The organism is Streptomyces sp. NPDC041124 (assembly GCF_055592385.1).
On record NZ_JBVIYR010000004.1, the window covers coordinates 234,760 to 257,547 of the forward strand.

General features: G+C 73.6%; 21 protein-coding genes and 2 pseudogenes. 7 read left to right on the forward strand and 16 right to left on the reverse strand.

The genetic code is table 11. The annotated features are described in order from the left end of the window. Positions 1–84 precede the first annotated feature (84 nt). The gene (locus ACZ6A9_RS12775) at positions 85–513 is read right to left on the reverse strand and encodes an SSI family serine proteinase inhibitor (protein ID WP_468983566.1); all 429 of its coding nucleotides are present in this window, start codon (positions 511–513) and stop codon (positions 85–87) included. 145 nt (positions 514–658) lie between these two features. Continuing rightward, the gene (locus ACZ6A9_RS12780) at positions 659–1,210 is read right to left on the reverse strand and encodes an FHA domain-containing protein (RefSeq protein WP_468983569.1); all 552 of its coding nucleotides are present in this window, start codon (positions 1,208–1,210) and stop codon (positions 659–661) included. Positions 1,211–1,384: 174 nt separating this feature from the next. Between ACZ6A9_RS12780 and treZ the strand changes: the two genes are divergently transcribed. Further along, entirely contained in the window at positions 1,385–3,130 is a 1,746-nt protein-coding gene (gene treZ / locus ACZ6A9_RS12785) for a malto-oligosyltrehalose trehalohydrolase (protein WP_468983571.1), read from the forward strand. Between the two features lie 71 nt (positions 3,131–3,201). On the opposite strand, the pseudogene ACZ6A9_RS12790 reads toward treZ, so the two are convergent. The 3 genes and pseudogenes from ACZ6A9_RS12790 to ACZ6A9_RS12800 form a co-directional block, all read right to left on the reverse strand. Further along, a pseudogene (locus ACZ6A9_RS12790) lies at positions 3,202–3,399 on the reverse strand (CGNR zinc finger domain-containing protein); the annotation flags it as partial. Between the two features lie 108 nt (positions 3,400–3,507). After that, positions 3,508–4,458: an aminoglycoside phosphotransferase family protein gene (locus ACZ6A9_RS12795; protein ID WP_468983573.1), complete on the reverse strand. Its 951-nt coding sequence runs from the start codon at positions 4,456–4,458 to the stop codon at positions 3,508–3,510. A gap of 50 nt (positions 4,459–4,508) precedes the next feature. After that, the gene (locus ACZ6A9_RS12800) at positions 4,509–5,636 is read right to left on the reverse strand and encodes an aminopeptidase P family protein (RefSeq protein WP_468983578.1); all 1,128 of its coding nucleotides are present in this window, start codon (positions 5,634–5,636) and stop codon (positions 4,509–4,511) included. Between the two features lie 137 nt (positions 5,637–5,773). Between ACZ6A9_RS12800 and ACZ6A9_RS12805 the strand changes: the two are divergent. Further along, positions 5,774–5,998 (forward strand): annotated as a pseudogene (locus ACZ6A9_RS12805) (phosphodiesterase); the annotation flags it as partial. On the opposite strand, the gene ACZ6A9_RS12810 reads toward ACZ6A9_RS12805, so the two are convergent. The 4 genes from ACZ6A9_RS12810 to ACZ6A9_RS12825 all read right to left on the reverse strand — a co-directional run bounded on the left by ACZ6A9_RS12810 (position 5,991) and on the right by ACZ6A9_RS12825 (position 10,739). After that, positions 5,991–6,593, reverse strand: a complete 603-nt coding sequence (locus ACZ6A9_RS12810) for a PDZ domain-containing protein (RefSeq protein ID WP_468983582.1) — start codon at positions 6,591–6,593, stop codon at positions 5,991–5,993. The pseudogene ACZ6A9_RS12805 and the gene ACZ6A9_RS12810 overlap by 8 nt on opposite strands. Before the next feature lie 30 nt (positions 6,594–6,623). Beyond that, positions 6,624–8,780, reverse strand: coding sequence for a germacradienol/geosmin synthase Cyc2 (cyc2, locus tag ACZ6A9_RS12815; RefSeq protein ID WP_468983585.1), 2,157 nt, complete (start codon positions 8,778–8,780; stop codon positions 6,624–6,626). A gap of 94 nt (positions 8,781–8,874) precedes the next feature. Continuing rightward, positions 8,875–10,050: a damage-control phosphatase ARMT1 family protein gene (locus ACZ6A9_RS12820; protein WP_468983588.1), complete on the reverse strand. Its 1,176-nt coding sequence runs from the start codon at positions 10,048–10,050 to the stop codon at positions 8,875–8,877. Between the two features lie 41 nt (positions 10,051–10,091). Beyond that, a complete protein-coding gene (locus tag ACZ6A9_RS12825) occupies positions 10,092–10,739 on the reverse strand; it encodes a ScbR family autoregulator-binding transcription factor (RefSeq protein WP_468983590.1) in 648 nt (215 codons plus the stop codon). Positions 10,740–11,552: 813 nt separating this feature from the next. Here ACZ6A9_RS12825 and ACZ6A9_RS12830 point away from each other — a divergent pair. From ACZ6A9_RS12830 to ACZ6A9_RS12850, 5 genes are read left to right on the forward strand one after another with little or no spacing between them, the layout of a single operon-like run. Continuing rightward, positions 11,553–12,563, forward strand: a complete 1,011-nt coding sequence (locus ACZ6A9_RS12830) for a substrate-binding domain-containing protein (protein WP_468983593.1) — start codon at positions 11,553–11,555, stop codon at positions 12,561–12,563. Positions 12,564–12,613: 50 nt separating this feature from the next. Beyond that, the gene (locus ACZ6A9_RS12835; RefSeq protein ID WP_468983595.1) at positions 12,614–14,995 is read left to right on the forward strand and encodes a sensor histidine kinase; all 2,382 of its coding nucleotides are present in this window, start codon (positions 12,614–12,616) and stop codon (positions 14,993–14,995) included. After that, positions 14,992–15,423 (forward strand): roadblock/LC7 domain-containing protein, encoded by a 432-nt coding sequence (locus ACZ6A9_RS12840; protein ID WP_190097841.1) that lies wholly within the window; start codon positions 14,992–14,994, stop codon positions 15,421–15,423. Before ACZ6A9_RS12835 ends, ACZ6A9_RS12840 begins: the two co-directional genes overlap by 4 nt. A gap of 1 nt (position 15,424) precedes the next feature. Further along, entirely contained in the window at positions 15,425–15,784 is a 360-nt protein-coding gene (locus tag ACZ6A9_RS12845) for a DUF742 domain-containing protein (protein ID WP_468983599.1), read from the forward strand. Beyond that, entirely contained in the window at positions 15,771–16,367 is a 597-nt protein-coding gene (locus ACZ6A9_RS12850) for a GTP-binding protein (protein WP_468983602.1), read from the forward strand. Before ACZ6A9_RS12845 ends, ACZ6A9_RS12850 begins: the two co-directional genes overlap by 14 nt. A 50-nt stretch (positions 16,368–16,417) precedes the next feature. Here the strand turns inward: ACZ6A9_RS12850 and ACZ6A9_RS12855 are convergent, their stop codons facing one another. The 7 genes from ACZ6A9_RS12855 to msrB all read right to left on the reverse strand — a co-directional run bounded on the left by ACZ6A9_RS12855 (position 16,418) and on the right by msrB (position 22,784). Then, a complete protein-coding gene (locus ACZ6A9_RS12855; protein ID WP_468983606.1) occupies positions 16,418–17,374 on the reverse strand; it encodes an ABC transporter substrate-binding protein in 957 nt (318 codons plus the stop codon). Between the two features lie 78 nt (positions 17,375–17,452). Then, a complete protein-coding gene (locus ACZ6A9_RS12860; protein ID WP_468983609.1) occupies positions 17,453–18,118 on the reverse strand; it encodes an ABC transporter permease in 666 nt (221 codons plus the stop codon). Further along, on the reverse strand, positions 18,115–18,819 hold the full coding sequence (locus ACZ6A9_RS12865) for an ABC transporter permease (protein ID WP_468983611.1): 705 nt from the start codon (positions 18,817–18,819) through the stop codon (positions 18,115–18,117). The genes ACZ6A9_RS12860 and ACZ6A9_RS12865 overlap by 4 nt, the downstream gene beginning before the upstream one ends. Beyond that, positions 18,816–19,964 carry an ABC transporter ATP-binding protein gene (locus ACZ6A9_RS12870; protein ID WP_468983614.1) on the reverse strand — a complete coding sequence of 383 codons (1,149 nt, stop codon included), beginning with the start codon at positions 19,962–19,964 and terminating at the stop codon, positions 18,816–18,818. The genes ACZ6A9_RS12865 and ACZ6A9_RS12870 overlap by 4 nt, the downstream gene beginning before the upstream one ends. Positions 19,965–20,373: 409 nt before the next feature. After that, positions 20,374–21,486 carry a sensor histidine kinase gene (locus tag ACZ6A9_RS12875; RefSeq protein ID WP_468984584.1) on the reverse strand — a complete coding sequence of 371 codons (1,113 nt, stop codon included), beginning with the start codon at positions 21,484–21,486 and terminating at the stop codon, positions 20,374–20,376. Positions 21,487–21,488: 2 nt separating this feature from the next. After that, complete coding sequence (locus ACZ6A9_RS12880) at positions 21,489–22,217, reverse strand: response regulator transcription factor (RefSeq protein ID WP_468983618.1); 729 nt, start codon at positions 22,215–22,217, stop codon at positions 21,489–21,491. Between the two features lie 159 nt (positions 22,218–22,376). Then, positions 22,377–22,784, reverse strand: a complete 408-nt coding sequence (gene msrB / locus ACZ6A9_RS12885) for a peptide-methionine (R)-S-oxide reductase MsrB (protein ID WP_468983621.1) — start codon at positions 22,782–22,784, stop codon at positions 22,377–22,379. Between the last annotated feature and the right edge of the window lie 4 nt (positions 22,785–22,788).

Below are 22,788 nucleotides of genomic sequence, written 5' to 3' on the forward strand. Positions count from 1 at the left end.
CCCGCCACCGCGTCCACTCCGCCCGTGCCGCCCCCGCGGCACGACTGCCGGCGGAAGCGGCGGGGGCCCGGGGCTGCAGTGGGGTCAGGGGGTGTCCAGGGCGAAGACGGCGCCGGTCCGGGCGGTCAGGGTGCAGGAGTTCGGGAAGGTTTCGGTGTAGTCGACCCGCTGCCCCCGCCACGTCCCGCTCGCCCGAGCCGTCACCGGCGCGTAGACCATGGGGCAGTACACCTCCCTCGCCGGGATGTTCTCGATGCGTCCGTCCGCCGCGTCCAGCTCCGCGCAGGCGTCCGCGGCCCGCCGGTGCCCCCGCGGCGGGTCGCAGCTCAGCACCGTGCCGCCGCCCGCCGCGGACGGCTTCTCCCCGTGGCCGACCGTCAGCAGCAGCCGGCTGTCGGGGACGGGCGCGGAGGGGTGCTCCGTACCGGCGGCCCGTGCGGGCGCCGCACAGGCGAGCAGGACCAGGGCGACGACCAGTCCGGCCCGTACCGTTCTCAGTGAGGTGTGCGTCATGCCCGATGCATCGGCACGGCGGCCCCCGAACCCCACCCCGCTCACCCGAACGGGAGGGCGCCGGCTCCTTCCGTACGGCCGGCGCCGGCGGCGGACCCCGGGACGTCCCGGGCGGAAGGGCCTGGCACGTCCCGGGCCCGACCGGTCAGTTCACCGCGAGCCGGTAGGTGATGCGGCCGAAGCCGATCTGGTCGCCCTCGCGGACGACGGCCGCGCCGACCACCCGACGCCCGTTCACCGTGGTGCCGTTGGTCGAGCCGAGGTCGCGCAGCACCCACAGGCCCCCCTGGTGCCGGAGTTCGGCGTGGACGCGGGAGACCGTCTCGTGGCTGATCCGCAGTCCGCTGGCGGGATCGCGCCCTATGCGCAGCGGATGTCCGGACGCCGGGTGCGGCAGCAGCAGCTTGGGCAGCTTCTCGGCCTGCCAGGCGCGGCGCAGCCGCACGGTGAACCCGGACACCGCCTCCACGGAGCCGAACACCACGCGTGCGAAGCGGTTTTCCTTCGGCAGGTCCGCGGTGAGCGCGGCGAGCTCCTCGGAACGGCGTGCGACCAGGGCGAGTTCCATGCGCCGGACGAACGTGTCGTGGGACAGGCGCCCCATGGCGACCCCGTCCCGCAGCACGCTCAGCGCCTTGTCGCGCTCCGCGTCGGACAGCCGCGCGGGGTACGTGTGGAACTCGAAGGACGACGTCACGCCGTCGATTGTCGGTCAGCGACGGCCCGGCTGTCCACAATCCGGGGAAACGGCCGGTCCGTCGGCGCACCCGGCGACACCTGCCGCGGAAGGGGCGATCCCCCGGCGAATCGATCGGTGATGCCGCACGATGGACGGGCTACATCACGGTGAGCAGACGAAGGGGAACCGTCCGTGCAGTTCGAGGTGTGGGCACCGCAGGCCGGCAGAGTGACGCTCCAGTGCGACGGCGTGAGGAGTGCGCTGGAGCGCGACCCCGAGAGGGAGGGGTGGTGGCGGGGGGAGGCCGAGGCGCGGGACGGCTCCCGGTACGGCTTCGCACTGGACGACGGGCCCGTCCTGCCCGATCCGCGCTCGCGCCGCCAGCCCGACGGGCCGGACGGGACGAGCGCCGTCGTGGACCACGACCGCTTCGCCTGGAGCGCGCGATGGGCGGGGCGTGCGCTGCCCGGCGCGGTGCTGTACGAACTGCACGTGGGCACGTACACCCGCGAGGGCACCCTCGACGCGGCCGCGGAGCGGCTCGGCCATCTCGCGGACCTGGGCGTGACGCACGTGGAGTTGATGCCCGTGTGCCCGTTCCCGGGCCGGCACGGCTGGGGCTACGAGGGGGTCTCGCTGTGGGCGGTGCACGAGCCGTACGGCGGTCCCGAGGGGCTGAAGCGGTTCGTCGACCGGGCGCACGCGCTGGGCCTCGGTGTGGTCCTGGACGTCGTGCACAACCACCTGGGGCCGTCCGGCAACTATCTGCCGCGTTTCGGACCGTACTTCACGGACACCCATCACACCCCGTGGGGCGCCGCGGTCAATCTCGACGCGCCCGGCTCCGACGAGGTGCGCGCCTACCTGCTGGGGAGCGCGCTGGCGTGGCTGCGGGACTACCGGATCGACGGGCTGCGGCTGGACGCGGTGCACGCGCTGGTGGACACGCGCGCCCAGCACTTCCTGGAGGAGCTGTCCCGCGCGGTGGACGCCCTGTCCGCCGACACGGGCCGGCCGCTGTTCCTGATCGCCGAGTCGGATCTGAACGACCCCCGGATCGTCACGCCGCGCGAGGGCGGCGGCTTGGGGATCCAGGCGCAGTGGAACGACGACTTCCACCACGCCCTGCACACCGTCCTGACCGGTGAATCGCGGGGCTACTACGCCGACTTCGCGCGGGCCCCCTTCGCGGCCCTGGCCAAGACGCTCACCGGCGGGTTCTTCCACGACGGCACGTACTCGAGTTTCCGGGGCCGGCACCACGGCCGCCCGCTGGACCGCACCCGGGTGGCCGGGCACCGGCTCCTCGGGTACAGCCAGACCCACGACCAGGTGGGCAACCGCGCCCAGGGGGACCGTCTGGCCTCGCTCCTCTCCCCCGGGCTGCTGGCCTGCGCGGCGGCCCTCACCCTGACCGCCCCCTTCACACCGATGCTGTTCATGGGTGAGGAGTGGGCGGCGGGCACGCCGTGGCAGTTCTTCACCGACCACACCGATCCGGACCTGGCCAGGGCGGTGAGCGACGGCCGGCGGCGCGAGTTCGCCTCGCACGGCTGGGCGATGGAGGACGTGCCCGACCCGCAGGACCCCGCCACCCGGGACCGTTCCTGCCTGGACTGGTCGGAGCCGGAACGCGATCCGCACGCGCGGGTGCTGGCCTGGTACCGGCTGCTCGTCGCCGTGCGCCACGCGCAGCCCGACCTCATCGACCCGGACCTCGGCGACACCAAGGTGGCCTACGACGAGGAGGACCGCTGGTTCGCCTTCCGGCGCGGTGACGTCCGGGTGGCCGTGAACCTCGGGGACCGGCCGGCGGCCGTCCCGCTCGGTGTCCCCAGCGCGCGCGTCCTGGCCGCGTGGGAGCCCGTGCGGACGCCGGGCGCGGACGGGGTGCTGCACCTGCCCGCGGAGTCGGCGGTGGTCCTGCTCCAGGAGTGAGTGGCCCCCGTGGGGGTGGCGTGACGGCACCCTGCGGGACCGTGTCGCACGAGGAGGCCTGACCCCGGCGGTCAGGCCTCCTTCCGACGTGCGTAGTGGCGCTGCGCCTTCGCCCGGTTCCCGCAGCCGGCCATCGAGCACCAGCGACGCGTGCCGTTCTCGGAGACGTCGTGGAAGTGCAGGATGCACTCGGGGTTGCCGCACGCCCGGATCCGCTCCGGCCGCTCGGTGAGCAGCCGCAGGTAGTCCTCGGCCGCCCGCCACGCCGGCAGCGAAGGAGTCGGCCCCGGACACGTCCGTGGTGCCCGTCGAGGACAGGCGGACCGGCCTCCCGGAGTTCCCCGGCGAGTTGGCGGGCCGGCCCCGGGGCAGCACGCCTAGGGCGCCTCGTCGCCGCCCCTGAGATCCGTCACCCGCTCCAGCATGATCGGTTCCCACGCGCGCCGGAGCCTGAGGCGCGGGGACCGCAGCGGCGGGGCGGCGGAGCTGCCGGCCAGTGCCGCGGTGAGCTGGATGAGGGCGTCGCAGCGGGCCAGCCACAGGCCGCGCAGACAGGGGCGGGCGCCGTAGCCGGCGAGGGTGGCGGCCCGTACCGCGGCCGGCGCTCCGACGGCGAGTGCCAGGCCGGCGATGTCCTCGGCCGGATCGCCGACCACCGCCGCGTCCCAGCCGAGGACTCCCCGTACCCGGCCGTCCGTGCCGACCACGAGGTGCCTGCCGGTGAGGGCGTGGTGGACGAGGACCGCCGTGCCGGGCTGGGCGGCGAGCTGGAGTGCGGCGGACGGGGTGAGGCCGCGCAGCCGCACGGGATCGAACTCGTCGGCGGCGGCGAGCCGTTCGGCGGCCTCCGCGGCGACCCGGCGCAGCGCCTCCAGGGACCGCGGGGGGACGCGCGGCACCCCGAGCGTCTCCGCCTGCCGCGCCGGCACCTCGCGCAGCCCCGTGAGCAGCCCCGCCAGGTCGGTCTCGCCGACGGCGGAGACGGCGTGTTCGTCCGCGGTGCCGCCGGGCAGCCTGGTGTCGAGCGTGCAGAGCAGGCCGGGCGCCCACTCCCCCTGGGCCACTCCGGCCGGCAGGGCGAGCGGGACGTGCGGGCGGACCAGGTCGCGCAGCCGCACCTCGCGGCGCCTGCGGGCGCTCACCTCGCGGTTCGGGGCGAGGCGCAGCACGTGGCGGGTGCCCACCCACCAGGTGGCGGCGTCTTCGGTGACGGGGCGTACGTCGGGTCCGTCGGTGGATGCCGCGCCCTCTCGTGGCCCGCCGTCCTCGAGCAGGGAGCGGGCCAGTCGGCGGACGGTGTCCGCGGTGGGTGTCGGTGCCTGGGTCATGGTCGCGCCATTGCCGTTCGGGGAGGCAGGGAGGGGACGGGAGGGGCCGTTCAGTCCACTATGACCATCTCCCGTGTGGTGTTGTTCAACCGCCGGCCGCCGTCCTCGGTCACGGTCACGATGTCCTCGATGCGCACGCCGAACCGGCCGGGCAGGTAGACGCCGGGCTCGACGGAGAAGCACATGCCGGGGACGAGGGGCTGCTCCTCCCCCTCGATCATGTACGGGGGTTCGTGCGTGGTGACGCCGATGCCGTGCCCGGTGCGGTGGATGAAGTACTCCCCGTATCCCGCGGCGGCGATGACGGCGCGGGCGGCCCGGTCGACGTCCTGGCAGGCGACGTGGGGCCGTACCGCGCGGAAGCCCGCCTCCTGGGCCTCGCGCACCAGGTCGTGCACCCGGCGTTCCTCGTCGGTGGGCGCGCCGACGTGGACGGTGCGGGAGGTGTCGGAGCCGTAGCCGTCCTTGAGACCGCCGAAGTCCAGGACGACCATGTCACCGCGTTGGATGACGCGGTCGCCGATCTCGTGGTGCGGATTGGCCCCGTTGGGGCCGGAGGCGACGATGGTGAAGTCGACCTGGGAGTGTCCGGTACGGCGCAGCAGGGCGGCGAGGTCGGCGGCGACGTCGGTCTCCCTGCGGCCGGCGAAGGGGACCTTCCTGATCTCCTCGAAGGCCGCGTCGGCGGCGGCGCCCGCGGCGGCCATGAGTTCCAGCTCGGCGGCGTCCTTGACGGCGCGCAGCATCGGCAGGGCCTCGGTGAGGGAGGCGTACGAGGTGCCGGGCAGGGCTTCCTGCAGGCCGAGCAGGTGCATGGCCCAGGTGTTGTCGCTGATGCCGAACCGCCCCTGCGTGTCCAGCAGGGCGGAGGTGGCGGCGTAGGGGTCCTGGCCGTCGGTCCAGTCGCGCAGGGTGACCGCGGGGGCGCCGGGGGCGTGCTCGGCGTCCGGGGCCTCCAGGGTCGGGACGACGAGCACGGGTTCGCGGCCGGGGGCCAGGACCAGGAGGGTGAGGCGCTCGGTGGCCGCGGTGGGGGTGTAGCCCGTGAGCCACACCAGGTCGGGGCCGGGCGCCACGAGCAGTCCGGCGAGCCCGGCCCCGGCGGCCTGCCGCACCGCCCGGTCCATGCGGGTCCGGTAGTCGTCGGCGGTGAAGGGTGCGGGCGTGGTGCCGGTCATCCGGTGGCCTCCCAGGGCGGACGTCGGGGATACGGGCAGCATCCTGCCCGGCGGACGGGGGCGGCGCGAGCCGGTTGACGGTGTTCGCCGCGCACGCTCCACGCGAACCGGCGGGACTTCCTTGCCCTTCCACGCCGGCGCGGCGGCCCCGGATCGACGGGCTGATCACCGGTCACGCCCACACCCCGGCCGCCACCACCTTCGCGGGCCGCCCGGTGCTGGTGGGGCCGGGAGTCACCTGGACGCTGCGGCTGCCCTGGGAGGGCGAGCCGGTCGCGGACCGGGACGCCCCGGCCGGTCTCGCCTTCCACCTCCTGGACGACGGCGGCCGGCTCACCAGCCACTTCCGCGTGGTCATGTGACGATGCCGGGGACCGCCGTGATCCGCTGACGGGCGCCTCCGCGGTGGCGCACCGTCAGTTCCACCTCGTCGCCCGGGCGGGCCCGGGCGACGGCGCGGGCCAGGTCGGCGGCCGAGTCGACGCGGGTGCCGCCGAAGGCGAGGAGCACGTCCCCCCGGACCAGACCGGCCGAGAACCCCGGGCCCGGGACGTGCACACCGACGATCCGGGCTCCCGGTCCGCGGTCGTCGGCCACCTCCACCCCGAGCCGGGCGGCGACCGGTGCGGGCGCCGCCCCCGGCCCGGAGGGCGCGAGGTGCCGCGGCGGGCCGGACGGGCCCGGTACGGGAGCCGTCCCCGGCTGCCGCCTGAGCTCGGCGATCCCGCCCGCGCCGACGACGGTGGCTCCCATCGCCCCCAGCCCGACGCCGGACAGCACCAGCACCACACCGGCCAGGACTCCGAGCGCGGCGGCCGTCAGCCGCCGCCCGCGGCGTCGCCCCGCGTGCTGCCCGGACGCCCGTACGGACTCGGCACGGCGCTCCGGGCCGCCGGGGCCGTCCGCTCCGGTCCTCTCCCCGGGCATCGGCCGGGGCCGCAGAGCTGGTTGTTCCATGGTTCGCCTCCGGCGGAAGGGGCCCGGACGTCAGACGAGGGCCGGAAGGGCCGGCGCGCGGCACGGGAGGAAGCCGTGGACCCGGCCGGACAGGTACTCGTCCTTGTACCGCGGCACGCTCCGGTGCCAGTTGAGGATGCCCGCCATCCAGTTCTGCAGGTCCGTGACATACCCCCGCATGACGGCCCGCGCCTCCTCCGACAGGTGGAAGTCGTCGTAGACCACGGGCAGTTCGTGCGCCGCGACGTGCTGGAACTGGCGCATGCGCTGGTTCATCAGGTCCTGCACCACGGGCAGCGCGGTCGGGTAGTCGACGCCGAAGAAGTTCTGCACGACCAGGACCGCGTTGTGGATCTCGCCCTCGAACTCGATCTCCTTCTGGTAGGAGAAGACGTCGTTGAGCAGGCACGCGTAGTCGATCGCCGCGTTCTCCAGGGACCGCACGGGGCCGCTGCGGTAGACCTCGGGCGGGACCGCCGGTCCGTGCCCGGCCCGGCAGAGGCCCAGGGTGAGGTCGGAGCCGAAGGTGGCGCGCCGCATCTCCAGGTAGTCCACCGGGTCCGGGACCCGGTTCTGGATCTGGTTGGACAGCTCCCATACCCAGGCCTCGGTCATCACCTCGATCGCCGCCTTCAGGGGGCGGCGCTCGTCGGGTGTCATGCCGGCCGTCGTGCGCGCCCACAGGTCGGCCAGGGAGCGTTCCATGGCGTTGGCGGGCGGCGGCACGGGGCCGTCGTCGAGGGGCATGCAGGCGGCGAGGCGGGCCGTGGTGAGCCGGGCGGCGGCCAGGTCGCGGCGGTGGCCGTGGACGAGCGGGTAGTAGTCGTCGCCGTAGGTACCGAAGGCCAGCCAGCCGGAGGCGAGGTCGAGTTGCTCCTGGGTGGCGTCCGGGTCGAGGCCGGCCGCGCAGAGCGGCAGGTCGCAGCTCTCCAGCTTGTCCTCGTCCCAGACGCCCTCGCTGAGGATGCCCATCCGCCGTGACCACTCCAGCAGGTGCCGGCGCGATCCGTCGAGCGCCGGGCTGAGCCGCAGCGGGAACGGCATCTCGATCTCGGGGATCAGCGAGGGGCCGACCTTCGGGTACGGCACCTGGGTGTAGGCGCGCCGGCGCCGGGCCCCGGTGGTGGCGAGCAGCGCGCCCGCACCGGCGGCGGACGTCCCCGGGCCGGACGGCGACTGCCACGGGGCGCAGGAGCGCGCGCCCTCGTTCATGTACCGGCTGGAGCGCAGGTGCCATTCGTGGCCGCCGGACTGCCAGTCCTGGAGCCCTTTCGCGTACGCGCCCACCGCCGCGACCTGGTCCGGGGTGAGGCCCCTCTCCAGCGCGACGGCGGGGACCTCGGTGAAGGCGGTGTGCTCGAACTGGTGCAGGCGTGAGGTGAGGACGTCGTTGACGAGGTCGGCGGCCTCCTGGGTGGTGCAGCCGAAGAAGGTCTCCAGGACGAGCACTCCGTTGCTGAGTTCCCCCTCGTCCTCGACCTCCCGCTGGTAGGAGAAGAGGTCGTTGCGCAGGTGCACGGCGTCGGAGAACGTCTCCATGAGCACCCGCAGCGGCCGGGTTCCGGCGACGGCGGCCGGCACCTCGGCGGTCGCGTACTCCACCAGCCCGGCCGACCACGGGGCGCCGCCCACCTTGCGGCGCATCTCGATGTACTCGACGGGGTTGGCGATCCGCCCCTCGTTGATGTTGGACAGCTCCCACAGGGATTCGTTGAGGAGGTGCTCGGTGGCGACGGCGAACCGGCGGCGCCAGTCGGCGGACATCGCCGGCACGGTGCGCGCCCACAGGTCGGCGAGGCCCGCCTCGACCGGGTTCCGCGGCTCGGGGACGGGCGCTCCCGGCTCGAGCGGCATGAACAGCGGCAGCCGGTCCAGGTGGGCCTTCCCGGCGCCGCGGTCCTGGGTGCGCTTGAACATCTCCAGGAAGTGGTCGTCGAAGAAGAAGACCCACACGTACCAGTCGGTGACCAGCGAGAGGGCGGGCCCGTCGCAGTCGGGATGGGTGTAGGCGCAGAGCAGGCCGTAGTCGTGCGCGTCGAGGTCGGCCTGCTCCCAGACCCCGCTCCCCTCCAGCATGCCCATCTCGCGCGCCCACGCCGTCGAGTGGGCGCGTGCCTCCTCGAGGTGCGGGTTGAGCCGCGCGGGGTGCGGCAGGTAGAAGTGCGGGAGTTCGAACGGCTGCGTCATGGCCGGGGGCTACCCGTGGCCCGCCGGCGGCATCCGCCTGCCGGAGCGTGATCACACCATCGCGTGAACCCTGCCCGGTACGGGAGACACGGGCTCAGGTCCGTACCTGGATCAGCGCGTGGGTGCCGGCGGTGCGCCAGCGCTGCCCCTCCGCGGCCGTCAGCGCCCCCTCGGTGCCGGCGCTCAGTCCGGTGATCACATCGGACTTCAGGGTGCGCAGCGCGGCGACCGGCCCGGGGAAGTACCGGGTGACATCGGCGAACGGGGTGGTCGGGGGCCAGTACCGGTCCCCCACGAGACGGCGGTAGTTGAGGTCGCCCTTGACGACGGTGACGGTGGCGGCGGCGAAGTCGGCGTGGAGGTCGTCCGGCATGTCCGCGTAGGGCAGCGGCGAGCAGGAGAACGGGTGCGTGCGCAGGGCGAGCCGGCCGTCGCCCAGGGCGGCCCACAGGCCGCGCCCGTACTCGGCCGCCACCCCCTCGGCGCCGGTGAGCCGGCGCACCGCGTCGACGAGGTCGGCGGTGGTGGCGTCGGAGACGTAGTACGGGTACGGCTTGAGGTGCAGCACCGCGCGGCCGATGCGGCCGTGTGCGAGCAGGTGGGCGATGAGCAGCAGGTCCGGGACGAGTTCGCGGCCCGCGTTGTCGGCGACCAGGCACAGGGTGGCGGAGGAGGCGCCGAGCAGCGGCCACAGGCGCTCGCTGTCGTCGGCCACCAGGGCGGGGACGGCGGCGCTCCGCTCGGCGCCCTCGGCCGACAGCCGGAAGCCCAGGTCGGCGCGGTTGCCCCACAGGGACCCGTGCAGCAGGGCGGCCGCCTGTTCGTCCTCGGGGCGGTCCGCGAGGTCGTCGAGCGCGGCCAGTTCCTCGTCCGTGGCGGGCGAGTCGAGTTCGGCGAGTTTGGAGGGGCGGAACGGGTCGACGCCCTGCCAGGGGCCGGGCGCGAAGTAGCCGACGGCCTCCAGCAGTCGGCGGTAGAAGAAGCTCTCGGACCACAGCCAGGGCACCTCGAACCAGGACCGGCCGGCGTAGGTGTCCATGCCCCAGGCCCGCCAGCGCTCCCGGTCGTGGGCGTCCGCGGGGAGCGGTTCGACGGTGCCCCCGGCGCACTCGGCCAGCAGGGCGTCGAGGGCCCGGCGCCGGGCGGGTTCGTACGGGAAGGCCTCGCGCACCTGCCGGATGATCGCGGGGTGCCGTTCGGCCAGCACGCCGTGCGGGAACGTGCCGGGCTGGTCGGCGACGATCACGGGCGCGGTGGGGATGTCGGACATGCGGATCACCGTAACGCGGGCCGGTGGTCGCGCGCCGGACGTCACACCGGCGCGATCTCCCGCTCCAGCCGTGCGGCCAGGGAGAGATAGCGTGCGCGGCGGGTCACGGGGACCAGGCCGCGGATGAGGATCTGCCACATCTCCGCCGTCCGGCGGGGCTGCCGGGCGACGGATTCCCGGGAACGGCCGACGACGCGCGTCCCGACGAAGAAGCAGACGAGGGAGTGGGCCACGACGTCGATGTCGACGTCGGGATGGACGTCGGCCTCCTTCACGGCGCCGAGGAGCCGGACCGTGACGATGTCCAGCCACTCGGTGAAGGGGTGGCTGAGCGGCGGGCGCGGGCGGGTGCCGCCGGTGGCGAGCCGCAGTCCGGCCCGCAGGACGGGGTCCTCGGCGGACATCCTGGCTATGCAGAAGGTGAGACGCATCAGCGCCTCCAGGGAGGTGTGTCCCCGGATCTCGGTGTCCCGGGCCAGCCGGCGGCTGGTCGCGGACTGGAGCTCCAGGATGGCGTGGGCCAGGTCCTCCTTGGCGGCGAAGTGGAAGTACAGGGCGCCCTTGGTGACCTGGGCGCGCTCCACGATGTCGCTGAGGCTGGTCGATTCGTATCCCTGGCGGTCGAACAGGTCGGCGGCGGCCGTGATGATCGTCGCGCGGGTCTGCTCGGCGCGTACCTGCCTCGCCATCGCCTGTACTCCTGAGCCGGAAAGGAACGGGTCATGCCGTTTGTTTTAACGCCCCGTACACGATAACTCACCCTGTGGCTACGTCCATCGTGCGGGCGGGTGACCGAACTCGGGCACATCCGGCAAAACAAACGGACCCTTCGAAAGAAAACGGCGCGCCCGGTATCCAAGTGTGGCAGGCGACGGCGCAAAAGAGAACGGCGGGCCGACCGGTGCCCCATCCGCACCGGCCGGCCCGCCTGTTCGTGAGGGCGGCCCGGAGAATCAGCGGCCGGCCGGTGGCCCGTGGAACCACGTGCCGCACCCGCGCCGGACTTCGCCCCCGCGGCGCCCGACTCGCCCGCCCTCGAAGCGGAGGGGGCCGGTCGACATGCCGCGTGAGGTCGAACGATAGGCAGCCCGCGAGCCGGCCGGATACGGGGGAAACCCTCGATCCGACCGGGAACCCACCCTCGGTGACAGGCGGTTGACCGGGAACGTGAGGCTGTGCCCCGCATCGGAACGGAAGTGGACACGCAAGGCGGTTCATCCGCACCGACCGGTAGGATCCCGGCCCGTTCCCGCCGCACGGGAGGACGCGTCCCGGAGCCCCGCTGCCGCCGGGCGGCGCCCTCGCCGCGTCACCCGCCCTCACTGTTCATCACAATGCGGCAGCATCACCTCACTTCACGTGGCCCTTCACTTGACGACCGGTGGTCGCACAGGGTTGGCTCCGGGCCAGCGAGAGTCACCCGGCCGGCCAACGCTCACCGCGGCGGCCGTCCATGCTCTCCCCTGCTCTTGCTCGGCCGTACAGCGAGGTCCGCACTCCTCATGAACACCTCTTCCCCGTCCCGCCGCTTCCCGCGTCCCCGCGCGGCGGTCCTGGCAGCCGCCGTCGGTCTGCTGGTGAGCGGCTGCTCCGCCTTCGGGGCGTCCGGCGGTTCCTCGGACGCGGACGGCGCGGGCGGGGCCGGCGCGGGGCGGATGAAGGTCACCATGGTCACCCACGGCAGTGAGGGCGACGCCTTCTGGGACCGGGTGCGCAAGGGTGCCGAGGCGGCGGCGGCCAAGGACGGCATCGCGCTGACGTACGTGAGCGACCCGGACCCCGCTGGCCAGGCCGAACTGGTCCGCGAGGCGGTCCGGGACGGCGCCGACGGCATCGCGCTGACGCTGGCCAAGCCGCAGGCCATGAGGGGCCCGGTGAACGAGGCACGGTCCGCGGACATCCCCGTCGTCGGGCTGAACTCGGGCATGGACGCCTGGAAGCCGGCCGGCCTGCTCGCGTTCTTCGGCCAGGACGAGAGCGTGGCGGGCCGGGCCGTGGGCGAGAAGCTGAACGAGCTGAAGGCCGAGCACGCCCTGTGCGTCATCCACGAACGGGGCAACGTCGGCCTGGAGGCGCGCTGCGCCGGCGTGCGCAAGACGTTCGGCGGCAGGACGGAGAACCTCTACGTCGACGGCACCGACCCGCGGGCCGTCACCGGCATCCTCACCGCGAAGCTGCGGCAGGAGTCGAGCGTCGACCAAGTCGTCACCAACGGCGCCGACTTCGCGCTCACCGCGGTCGAGGCGGCCGCGGCGGCGGGCAGCGACGCCGATGTCGCCACCTTCGACCTCAACAAGGACCTGGTGGACGCCGTGCGCGGCGGCAACGTGCGGTTCGCCGTCGACCAGCAGCCCTACCTGCAGGGCTACCTCGCCGTGGACGCGCTGTGGCTGTACCGGACCAACGGCAACACCAGCGGCGGCGGAGTCGCGCCGGTGCTGACCGGGCCGGCGTTCGTCTCGAAGGCCAACGCGGACTCGGTCGCCGGATTCGCCGCCGACGGAACCCGCTGACGGGCCGCCCGTGCGTACCTCCCCCGACACCCGACCGCTCTAGGACCACGATGTCTCCACGGACAGGTGCCCGGCGCCGTTTCGGCTCCATTCGTCTCTCGCTGTTCCTCCTCGCCCTGGTGCCCAGCGTCACCCTCGCCGGCATGTGGGGCCTGACGACCATCCAGATGTTCTCGGAAGGGCTGGAGCTGCGGTCCCAGACGCAACTGAGCCGCTCCACCGGCGCGATGGGCACGCACGCCACGCTGGCGCTGCAGAAGGAGCGCAGGCTGACCGCCGCGTGGCTGGCCGAGCCGCGGAGCTCGCGGTCCGCCCTCGAGGCCCAGCGCGAGCGGACGGACGCGGCGGTCGCGAAGCTGGCCGCACAGGCGGACGCGATCGCCGAGGCGCCGGCCCGCGTCTCGGAGCGGCTGTACTCGGTGCTCGGCTCGGTGGGCAGCCTGGAGTACTACCGGGACCAGGTGGACGATCCCAGTGACATCACGGCCGAGGAGGCCCTCGAGCAGTACACCTCGATCATCGACGACCAGATCCACGCCTTCCAGGAGCTCTCCCAGGTCGACGACGGGGACCTGACCTCCGAGGCCCAGCCGCTGATCGCGCTGGAGCACGCGGCCGAGCTGGTCTCCCGGGAGGACGCGCACCTCACCCTCGCCTGGCCGTCCGGGCGCCTCGACGCCGAGGGCCGGAGCGCCTTCGCCGAGCTGGTCCACACCCGCCGCTGGCTGGTCGAGGACCAGATCGAGCCCTCCCTGAGCGGCAGCACCAGGACGCAGACCGAGCGCATCCTGCAGAGCCCCGAGTGGCAGGCTCTGCAGGCGGTCGAGGACCAGGTGCTCGCCACCGCCGCGGAGGGCGAGGACAGCAGCGTCGACCTGCCGGACCTGCGGGCCCGGTGGGACGAGGCGATGGACAGGCTCTCCCCGCAGTACTCCGCGATGATCCGCCACCAGACCGACGCGCTGCTCACCCGCAGTGCCGACGAGGCCCGCAGCCTGCTGGTGACGGCCGCCTCCCTGAGCGCTGCCGGACTGCTGGCGCTGTTGCTGTGCGTGGGGCTGTCCTGGCGCATCACCCGCTCGCTGTCCCGCCGGCTGCGCGGTCTGCGGATGGCCACCCTGGGACTGGCCCAGGAGCGGCTGCCCGACGTGGTGGCCCGGCTGGAGCGCGGCGAGAAGGTCGACGCGGAGTCGGCGACGCCCCCGCTGGACTACGGACACGACGAACTGGGCCAGGTCGCCAGCGCGTTCAACACCGCGCAGCGCACCGCCGTGCACACCGCGGTCGAACTCGCCGACACCCGGCGGGGCTTCCAGAAGGTCATCCTGGGCATCGCCCGCCAGAGCCAGAACCTGGTCAACCTCCAGCTCAGCAAGCTCGACGCGCTGGAGCGCCGCCACACCGACCCCGACGTCCTCAAGGGCCTGTACGAACTGGACTCCGTCGCGAGCCAGTTGCGCCGCTACGAGGAGAACCTCGTCATCGTCAGCGGGGAGCGCCCCGGGCGTTCCTGGAGCGAGCCGGTCGCGCTGATCGACATCGTGCGCAGCGCCGTCGGGGAGGTCGCCGAGTACCAGCGGGTGGAGGTGCTCACCGAGGAGGAGGTGTCGCTCGCCCCGCCCGCGGTGGCCGACGTGATCCACCTGCTGGCCGAGCTGATCGACAACGCCACCGTGTACTCGCCGGCGCCCAGCCCCGTCGGGGTGCGGGCGGCGATGGTGGCCAAGGGGCTCGCCGTCGAGATCGAGGACCGGGGCCTCGGCCTGTCGGAGGACGACTACGCCTCCCTGAACGCCCAGTTGGCCAGGCCCCCGCAGTTCGACGTGGTGGCGCTCGCCGACGACCTCCGGCTCGGCATGTTCGTGATCTCGCAGCTCGCGCACCGGCACGGCATCGCCGTGACCCTGCGCCCGTCGCCGTACGGCGGGACGACGGCGATCGTGCTGATCCCGCACGAGATCGTGGTGCGCGACGAGCCGGACGCCGGCGGCGGCCGGGACACCACGGGCCGGGGGGCTGTGAGCCGCACGGCGGACGACCCGCCCGGCAGGACCGCCGCCGGCCCCCAGGCGGCCGCGCCCCGGCCTGCCACCCCCGTGCGGACCGTGCCCGCGCAGGCCGCCGCCCCGGCGGCCGCCCCCCGCCCCGACGGGCTCACCCCGCTCCCCCGCCGGGTGCCGCAGACCAGCCTGGCCGCCGAACTGCGCGAGGACCCGGTGCCGGACGAGGCGGAGGACCCCTGCGCCGACTTCACCGCGGAACGCGCCGCCTCCTCCCTCGCCGGCTTCCAGCGCGGCACGAGCAGGGCACGGGACGGCGCCCCGGGCGACGCCGGCGAGACCGTACCGGCGCGTCCCGACGCCCCCGCCGAGCACCCCGCTCCGCCCGCCGACAGCCGACCGTCGACCGCTCACGAAGGAACTTCGACATGACACGCCCCGCCCCCGCCACCCACACCCAGCTGGACCAGCTGCTGACCGGACTCGTGGAACGGGTCGCCGACGTGAACCAGGCCGTGGTGCTCTCCGAGGACGGGCTGGTGGTCAGCAAGTCCACCGGCTTCCTGCGCGACGACGCCGAGCGCCTCGCGGCGACCGCGTCCGGTCTGATGAGCCTCAGCAAGGGCGTCAGCATGGACTTCCGCGGCGGGCCCGTGCGGCAGGCGCTCATCGAGATGGCGCACAGCTACCTGATCCTCACCTCGGCCGGCCCCGGCGCCCACCTGGTGGTGCTGACCGGGCCGAACGCGGACGTCGGCGTGGTGGCGTACCAGATGAACATGCTGGTGAAGAAGATCGGCGAGCACCTCAGTGCGGCGCCGCGGGAGGCCGCGGGGCCCGCCGTCGACCCCGGCGTGTGAGGTGGGCGGAAGCGACTCGGCGGGGCGGCTGGTACGGCCCTTCACCCTGACCGGTGGCCGCACCCGGCCCAGCCGCGCCGACTTCACGCTCATCACCACGGTGACGGCGGTGGATCCGCAGCCCGCGGGCGCGGCCCGGCCGCAGCCCGAGCACCTGCGGATCCTCCGGCTGTGCGCCGAGCCGGTCGCCGTGGCCGAGATCGCCGCGCGGCTGGACCTCCCGGTGAGCGTGGTCGTCATCATGCTCTGCGACCTGCTGGAGGCGGGCCGGATCACCGCCCACCCGCCGCACCCCGTCACCCGGACCACCCCGGATCTGGACCTGCTGCAGAAAGTGAGGGAGGGCCTTGGCCGGCTCTGACACCACCGCTCAGGCGTCCGCCGACCGTCCGTCGCCCGACACGGTCAAGATCCTGATCGCCGGTGGCTTCGGCGTGGGCAAGACCACCATGGTCGGCTCGGTCAGCGAGATCGTCCCGCTGCGCACCGAGGAACCGCTGACCATGGCGGGTCTGGACGTCGACGACCTGGACGGCGTCGAGGAGAAACGTGCCACCACGGTCGCCATGGACTTCGGCCGGATCACCGTCTCGGACGATCTCGTGCTGTATCTCTTCGGCACGCCGGGGCAGCAGCGGTTCTGGTTCATGTGGAACGACCTGGCGCTCGGCGCGCTGGGCGCGGTGGTCCTGGTCGACGTGCGCCGGCCCAAGTCCAGTTTCGCCGCCATCGACTTCTTCGAACGCCGGGGCATACCCTTCGTGGTCGCCGCCAACGGCTTCCACGGTGAGCACCCCTACCCGGCGGAGGACATCCGGGAGGCGCTGACGCTGCCGGAGGGCGTGCCGGTGCTGCTGTGCGACGCGCGGGAGCGGGAGTCGAGCAGGGACGTGCTGATCGCGCTGATCGACCGGCTGATAGCCGAGGCGGCCCCGGCACGGTGAGCCGCCCGTGGGGTGCGGCCGGACGACCGCACCCCCCGGGGGGACGGCGGTCAGTCCAGTCCGGCCGACTTCAGCCAGGCCTTGGCCACGTCCAGCGGGTCCTTCTTCTCCAGCTGGATCTGTGCGTCGAGGTCCAGGAGCGTCTCGGTGTCGAGCTTCGCCGACACGGCGTTGAGCGCGTCGACGCCCTCCTGGGGGAGCGCGTCCTTGTGGACCAGCGGGGTCACGTTGGCGAATCCGAAGAGGTTCTCCGGGTCCTTCAGGACGACGAACTTCTCCTTCACGATGGTCGGGTCCGTGGTGAAGACGTCCGCCGCCTGGACCTCGTTGCCGGTGAGCGCCGCCTGGGTCAGCGGGCCGCCGGCGTCGAGGGCCTTGAACGACTTGAACTTCAGGCCGTAGACGGTCTCCAGGCCCTTCAGTCCCTGCTGCCGGGTCTGGAACTCGGGCGAGCCCCCGATCACCAGGTCCGGGGCGGTGTCCTTGAGGTCGGCGAGGGTGGACTCGGCGGTGAGGCCGTACTTCTTCGCGGTCTCGGCGTTGAGGCTGACGGAGTCCTTGTTCTCGGCCGGTGAGGACTCCAGCAGCGTCAGCTTCTCGTCCAGCTTCGCCTTGACGGCCTCGTTCACCGCCTGTGCCGTCTCCTGCCCGGCCTCGGGGTCGAGGTAGGCGAGGAGGGAGCCGTTGTACTCGGGCAGGACCGTGATGGAGCCGTTCTTCATCAGGCCGTACGTCGTCTCACGGCTGCCGATGTTGTGTTTGTAGGTGACCTTGAGGCCCTTGGCGCGCAGCGCCTCGCCGTAGATGTCGGCGAGCAGGGTGCTCTCGGCGAAGTTGTTCGAGCCGACGACGACGGTGCCCGCCTCGGCCTTCTCGCCCGCCAGGGGGTTGTCGGGTTCGCCGTCGGAGGAACAGCCCGCGAGCAGGGCCGCCGCGGCGGTGAGCGCGACGGCCGCCGCGCCGGTGTGCCTCGTCCTGGACCTGCTTTTCTTCGCGGTAGGAGTCATTCACCGATCCAATCCAGCCGTTTCACGGTCAGTCAAGAACATGGTGGTCACGGTTTGTCACACGGGTGGGGCCGGGGGTCAGCGCCTGCGCACGCCGGGCGAGACCGCGAGCCGTCCCGCGGCCCAGAACAGGGCGAGGGTGAGGAGCGCCAGGACCGCGACGAGGGTGGCGCCGCCGACCACCTTCTCGTAGTCGCGCTGGTAGAGCCCGTCGATGATGTACCGGCCGAGGCCGCCGAGACTGACGTACGCGGCGATGGTGGCCGTGGACACGATCTGGATGGCGGCGGACCGCAGTCCGCTGAGGATCAGCGGGAGGGCGACGGGCACTTCGACCCGGAAGAGGATCCGGGACTCGTGCATGCCCATGCCGCGGGCCGCGTCCACCGGGGCGGGGTCGACGGAGCGGACCGCCTCGTAGGTGGTCACCAGGATCGGCGGGACCGCGAGGACGACCAGCGGGATCATCACGGGCAGCAGACCGAAGCCGATCAGCAGGACGGCCAGCACCAGCAGGCCGAAACTGGGCAGCGCGCGGGCGGCGTTGGCGAGGAAGGCGAGCGCGTTCCCGCCGCGTCCGGTGTGGCCGGTGAGCAGGCCGACGGGCAGCCCGATGGCGGCGGCGACCGCCAGGGCCAGCAGCGAGTACTGCACGTGCTCCCCGAAGCGCTGCGGGATGCCGTCGTAGCCCTGCCAGTGGGCGCTGTCGCTGAAGAAGGCGTTGACGAAGTCGAGGACGTTCACCGGACGGCGCCCTCCGGGGTGATCTCCGCCCGCCGCGGGGCGGGTTTCGGCCGGGTGGTGCCGCCGCGCGGCATCCACGGGGTGAGCAGCGTCCGCAGCAGGACCAGCAGCACGTCGCACACGATCGCCAGGGCGGCCATGGTGAGGACGGCGTTGACCGCGAGCTCGGGACGGTCGTACTTCTGCGCGGCGGCCAGCAGATTGCCGAGGGCGCCCTGGTTGCCGATCAGGGCACCGACGCTCACCAGGGAGATGCTGGACGCGGTGGCGACCCGCAGTCCGGCGATGATGGCGGGCGCGGCGATCGGCAACTGCACCTGGAGGTAGCGCCGTACGGGGCCGAAGCCCATGGCGGTGGCGGCGGCGAGGGTCTCCTCGGGCACCGAGCGCACGCCGTCGACGATCGCCGGGACCAGCACCACGAGGCTGTACAGGGCCAGCGGGATCATCACGGTGAGTTCGCTCTGGCCGGTGTAGTCGATGAGGACGACGAAGAACGCCAGGGACGGAACGGCGTAGAGGACCGTCGTCACGCCGAGCACCGGCGGGTACAGCCGGCGGAAGCGGCCGCACAGCAGCGCGAGCGGCAGCGCGAGGAGCAGACCGGCGGCCACCGGCAGCAATGCCTCCCTCATGTGCAGCCCGATCAGGCCGGTCCAGCTGTGCTGGAGGTCGCTCGGGATGTCGAAGAAGCCGCTCATCCGGCGACCTTCTCGTCCTCGGCCCGGCCGGCCGTGTGGGCGGCCGGGTGGGTGGCCGTGTGGGCGGCCCGGATCGCCTCGCCGATGGTCTGCTGGGAGACGACTCCGGTCACCCGTCCGTCGGCGTCGACGGCGACCGCCCAGCCGGTGGGCGAGAGCACCGCGCAGTCGAGCGCGGTCCGCAGGGAGTCGGTGCCCGGCACGAACGGCCGTCCGTACGGCAGCAGCCGGTCGGTGCGGACGCCCCCGCCGGTCAGCTCCTCACGCGCGGCCCAGCCGAGCGGGCGGCCCTCGGCGTCGGTCACGAGCAGGTGGGCCGCCCCGGTGGCGGCGACGCGTTCGGCGGTCGCGTCGGCGGGGATCACGGCGTCGGTGACCGGCTCCAGCGCGGCGGACGGGAAGAAGGACAGCCGGCGGATGCCGCGGTCGGCGCCGAGGAAGTCCTCCACGAAGCCGTCCGCGGGCCGGGACAGCAGCTCGGCGGGCGGCGCGTACTGGGCCAGCCGGCCCCCCTCGCGCAGGACGGCGACCATGGTGCCGAGTTTGACCGCCTCGTCGATGTCGTGGGTGACGAAGACGATGGTCTTGCCCAGCTCGTCCTGGATGCGCAGCAGTTCGTCCTGGAGCCCCTTGCGCACGACGGGGTCGACGGCGGAGAACGGCTCGTCCATCAGCAGCACCGGCGGGTCCGCGGCGAGCGCCCGCGCCACGCCGACGCGCTGCTGCTGGCCCCCGGAGAGCTGGTACGGGTACCTCTTGGCCAGCGAGGGGTCCAGTCCCACCCGCTCCATCAGTTCCGCCGCCCGCTCCCGGGCGCGCTGCCTGCTCCAGCCGAGCATGCGGGGCACGGTGGCGATGTTGTCCACGATGGTGCGGTGCTGGAAGAGGCCGGCGTTCTGGATGACGTACCCCATGGACCGGCGCAGGGTGGTCACCGGCTGCCGCCGGGTGTCCTCACCGTCGATCAGGATCGTGCCCTCGGTGGGTTCGACCATCCGGTTGATCATCCGGAGGGTGGTGGTCTTGCCGCATCCCGAGGGCCCGACGAGAACGGTGATCGAGCGGTCGGGGATGTCCAGCGACAGCCGGTCGACCGCCACAGTGCCGTCCGGGTACCGCTTGGTGACTGAATCGATCCGTATCAAGACGCCGATGCCCTTCGGGTGGCGGATGTTTCTGACCGGGTTCGCGCACTCTGTGTCGCCGGTGAGTGTAAACGGCACCACCGACAGAACCCCGGAACCCCGCCCCCGGGCCGACCGGCCACGGGCTACGTCGCCACCTGCCCCGATCCGACCGCGGGAAACCCTTGGGTCCGCGGCGCCCGGCGGTCCGCGGTCACGGCGAACACCTCGCACCCGGGCCACCCGGCCGCCCACGGGACGCCGTCCGGGCCCAGCGCGAAGGCCGCCGTCGCCACCGTGTCAGTGCGGCTGCCGCTGGGCGGCGGCACCTGACGGGCGATCGGCCGCGGATGGCGCCGTCGGCACCCTGCGGCCCGCCCGGCCCCGCACCCCGCGCGGGGCCGCTCGGCGGCCGAGCCGCTGGTCCCGGTCAGCCGTCCGTCGCCGGGAGGGTCACCTCGAACCGGCAGCCGCCGGTGACGTTGCGGACCGTGGTGCTGCCGCGGTGGGCCTCGACGATGCCGCGGACGATGGCGAGGCCGAGGCCCGCGCCGGCCGGCGGGGTGCGCGCGTGGCTGCCGCGCCAGCCGGTGTCGAAGACGCGGGGCAGGTCCTCCTCGGGGATGCCGCCGCAGCCGTCCGTCACCGACAGCACCACGCCGTCGGAGGAGCGTCGCGCGGCGACGGCGACGGTGCCGTCGGCCGGGGTCCGGCGGATCGCGTTGACCAGCAGGTTGCCCAGCACGCGGCTCATCTCGCGTCCGTCCACCTCCACCGGCAGCGGCTCCACCCGGTCGCCGTCGAGCCGCACGCCGTGCTCGCGGGCGAGCGGGTCCGCACCGGCGAGGGCGTCGCCGACGAGGTCGTACAGGGAGACGCGGGAGGGCGAGAGGGTGAGCGCGCCGGCGTGGATGCGGGAGAGTTCGAAGAGGTCGCCCACCATGTCGTTGAGGCGCTCCACCTCGGTGCGGATCTGCCTCAGGTAGCGGTCGGGCTCGGCGGCGACCCCGTCCTCCAGCGCCTCGGCCATCGCGCGCAGTCCGGCGAGCGGGGTGCGCAGATCGTGGGAGATCCAGGCGACGAGCTCCCGCCGGGAGGACTCCAGCGCCCGCTCCCGGCGCCGTGACGCGGCGAGCCTGACGCTGGTGGCCTCCAGTTCGCGGCTGAGCGCGGCGAGTTCGGCGGTGGCCGGGCCCTCGGGCGCGGCGAAGTCGCCGCCGTCGCCGAACGAGCGGGCGGCGAGGGTTAGTTCCCGGCTGCGGGCGACGACCCAGCGGCCCAGCAGCAGCGCGGTGACCGCTGAGACCACGGCGGCCATGGCGACGACCATGGTCACCACGCGCAGGTCGTGCGCCGAGAGGAACATCGCGCGGGCCACCGCCAGCGTGCCGGCGAGCATCGCCGTCACCGCGACCCCGGCAACCACCGCGAGGTGCGCGGTGAGCGACCTCCGCCGGATCAGCAGCAGCACGCACGCGCCGAGCAGGCCGGCCGCGGCGGCGCCGAGGAAGGCGAACAGCGCGATGAGGAGCATGTCCCGCACGGTCACGCCTCCCCGGGAGCGGCGGGGGCCTCGAAGCGGTAGCCGACGCCCCACACGGTCCGGATCAGCCGGGGCCGCGCCGGATCGTCCTCGACCTTGCCGCGCAGCCGCCGTACGTGGACGGTCACGGTGGACAGGTCACCGAAGTCCCAGCCCCACACCTCCCGCATCAGTTCCTCCCGCCCGAACGCCCGTCCGGGGTGCCGCAGGAAGAAGGCGAGGAGGTCGAACTCTCTTATGGTCAGGGCGAGTTCACGATCGTGCTTGGCGGCCCGGCGGGATGCGGGGTCGACGGTGAGGCCGGCGGCCCGCACGAGGCCGGTGGCGGCGGCCGGCGCGCGGAGAGTGCGGCGCAGTACGGACTCGACGCGCAGGACGAGTTCGCGGGGGCTGAAGGGCTTGGTGACGTAGTCGTCGGCGCCCACCTCCAGGCCGAGGATGCGGTCGTCCTCGTCACCGCGGGCGGTGAGCATGATGACCGGCACGGGCCCGTGGCCGCGCATCCGGCGGCACACCTCCAGGCCGTCCATGCCGGGCAGCATGAGGTCGAGGACGACGAGGTCGGGCCAGTGGGCCGCCGCGCGCTCGAGCGCGTCGGGGCCGTCACCGGCCCGGTCGACGACGTATCCGGCGCGGTCGAGATAGCCGGTGACGATCTCGGCGACGGTGGGATCGTCGTCCACGACGAGGACCCGGGCCCCGGCCCCGTCGTGCGGTGGTGGCTGCTGCATGCGGCCAGCGTCGCACCCCGTGCGCGCGTTCAGGGTGTCGGGGCCGTCGACGTCCGTGTTCCGTAAGGAGTCACGGCCGTCGACGTCGCCGCGCCGGCGGCGCTCGCCCTGCTCCTCGACCCCCGGGTGCCGACGGGGTGGTGAGGAGCGGGGGCGGGGTCAGCCCCCGGTGGGCCGCAGCCTCAGCGAGATGCTGTTGATGCAGTAACGCTGGTCCGTGGGCGTGGGGTAGCCCTCGCCCTCGAAGACGTGCCCGAGGTGCGAGCCGCAGCGGGCGCAGCGGACCTCGGTGCGCACCATGCCGTGCGAGCGGTCCTCGATCAGCTCCACGGCGCCGCTGTCCCGCGGGTCGTAGAAGGACGGCCAGCCGCAGTGGGACTCGAACTTGGTACCCGAGGTGAACAGCTCGGCGCCGCAGGCGCGGCAGGAGTAGACGCCCTCGGTCCTGGTGTCGGTGTACTCACCGGTGAAGGCCGGTTCCGTCCCCGCCTGGCGCAGCACCGCGTACTCGGACGGCGACAGCTCCGCACGCCACTGCTCGTCCGGCTTCTCCACGTCGTACGGCATGAGC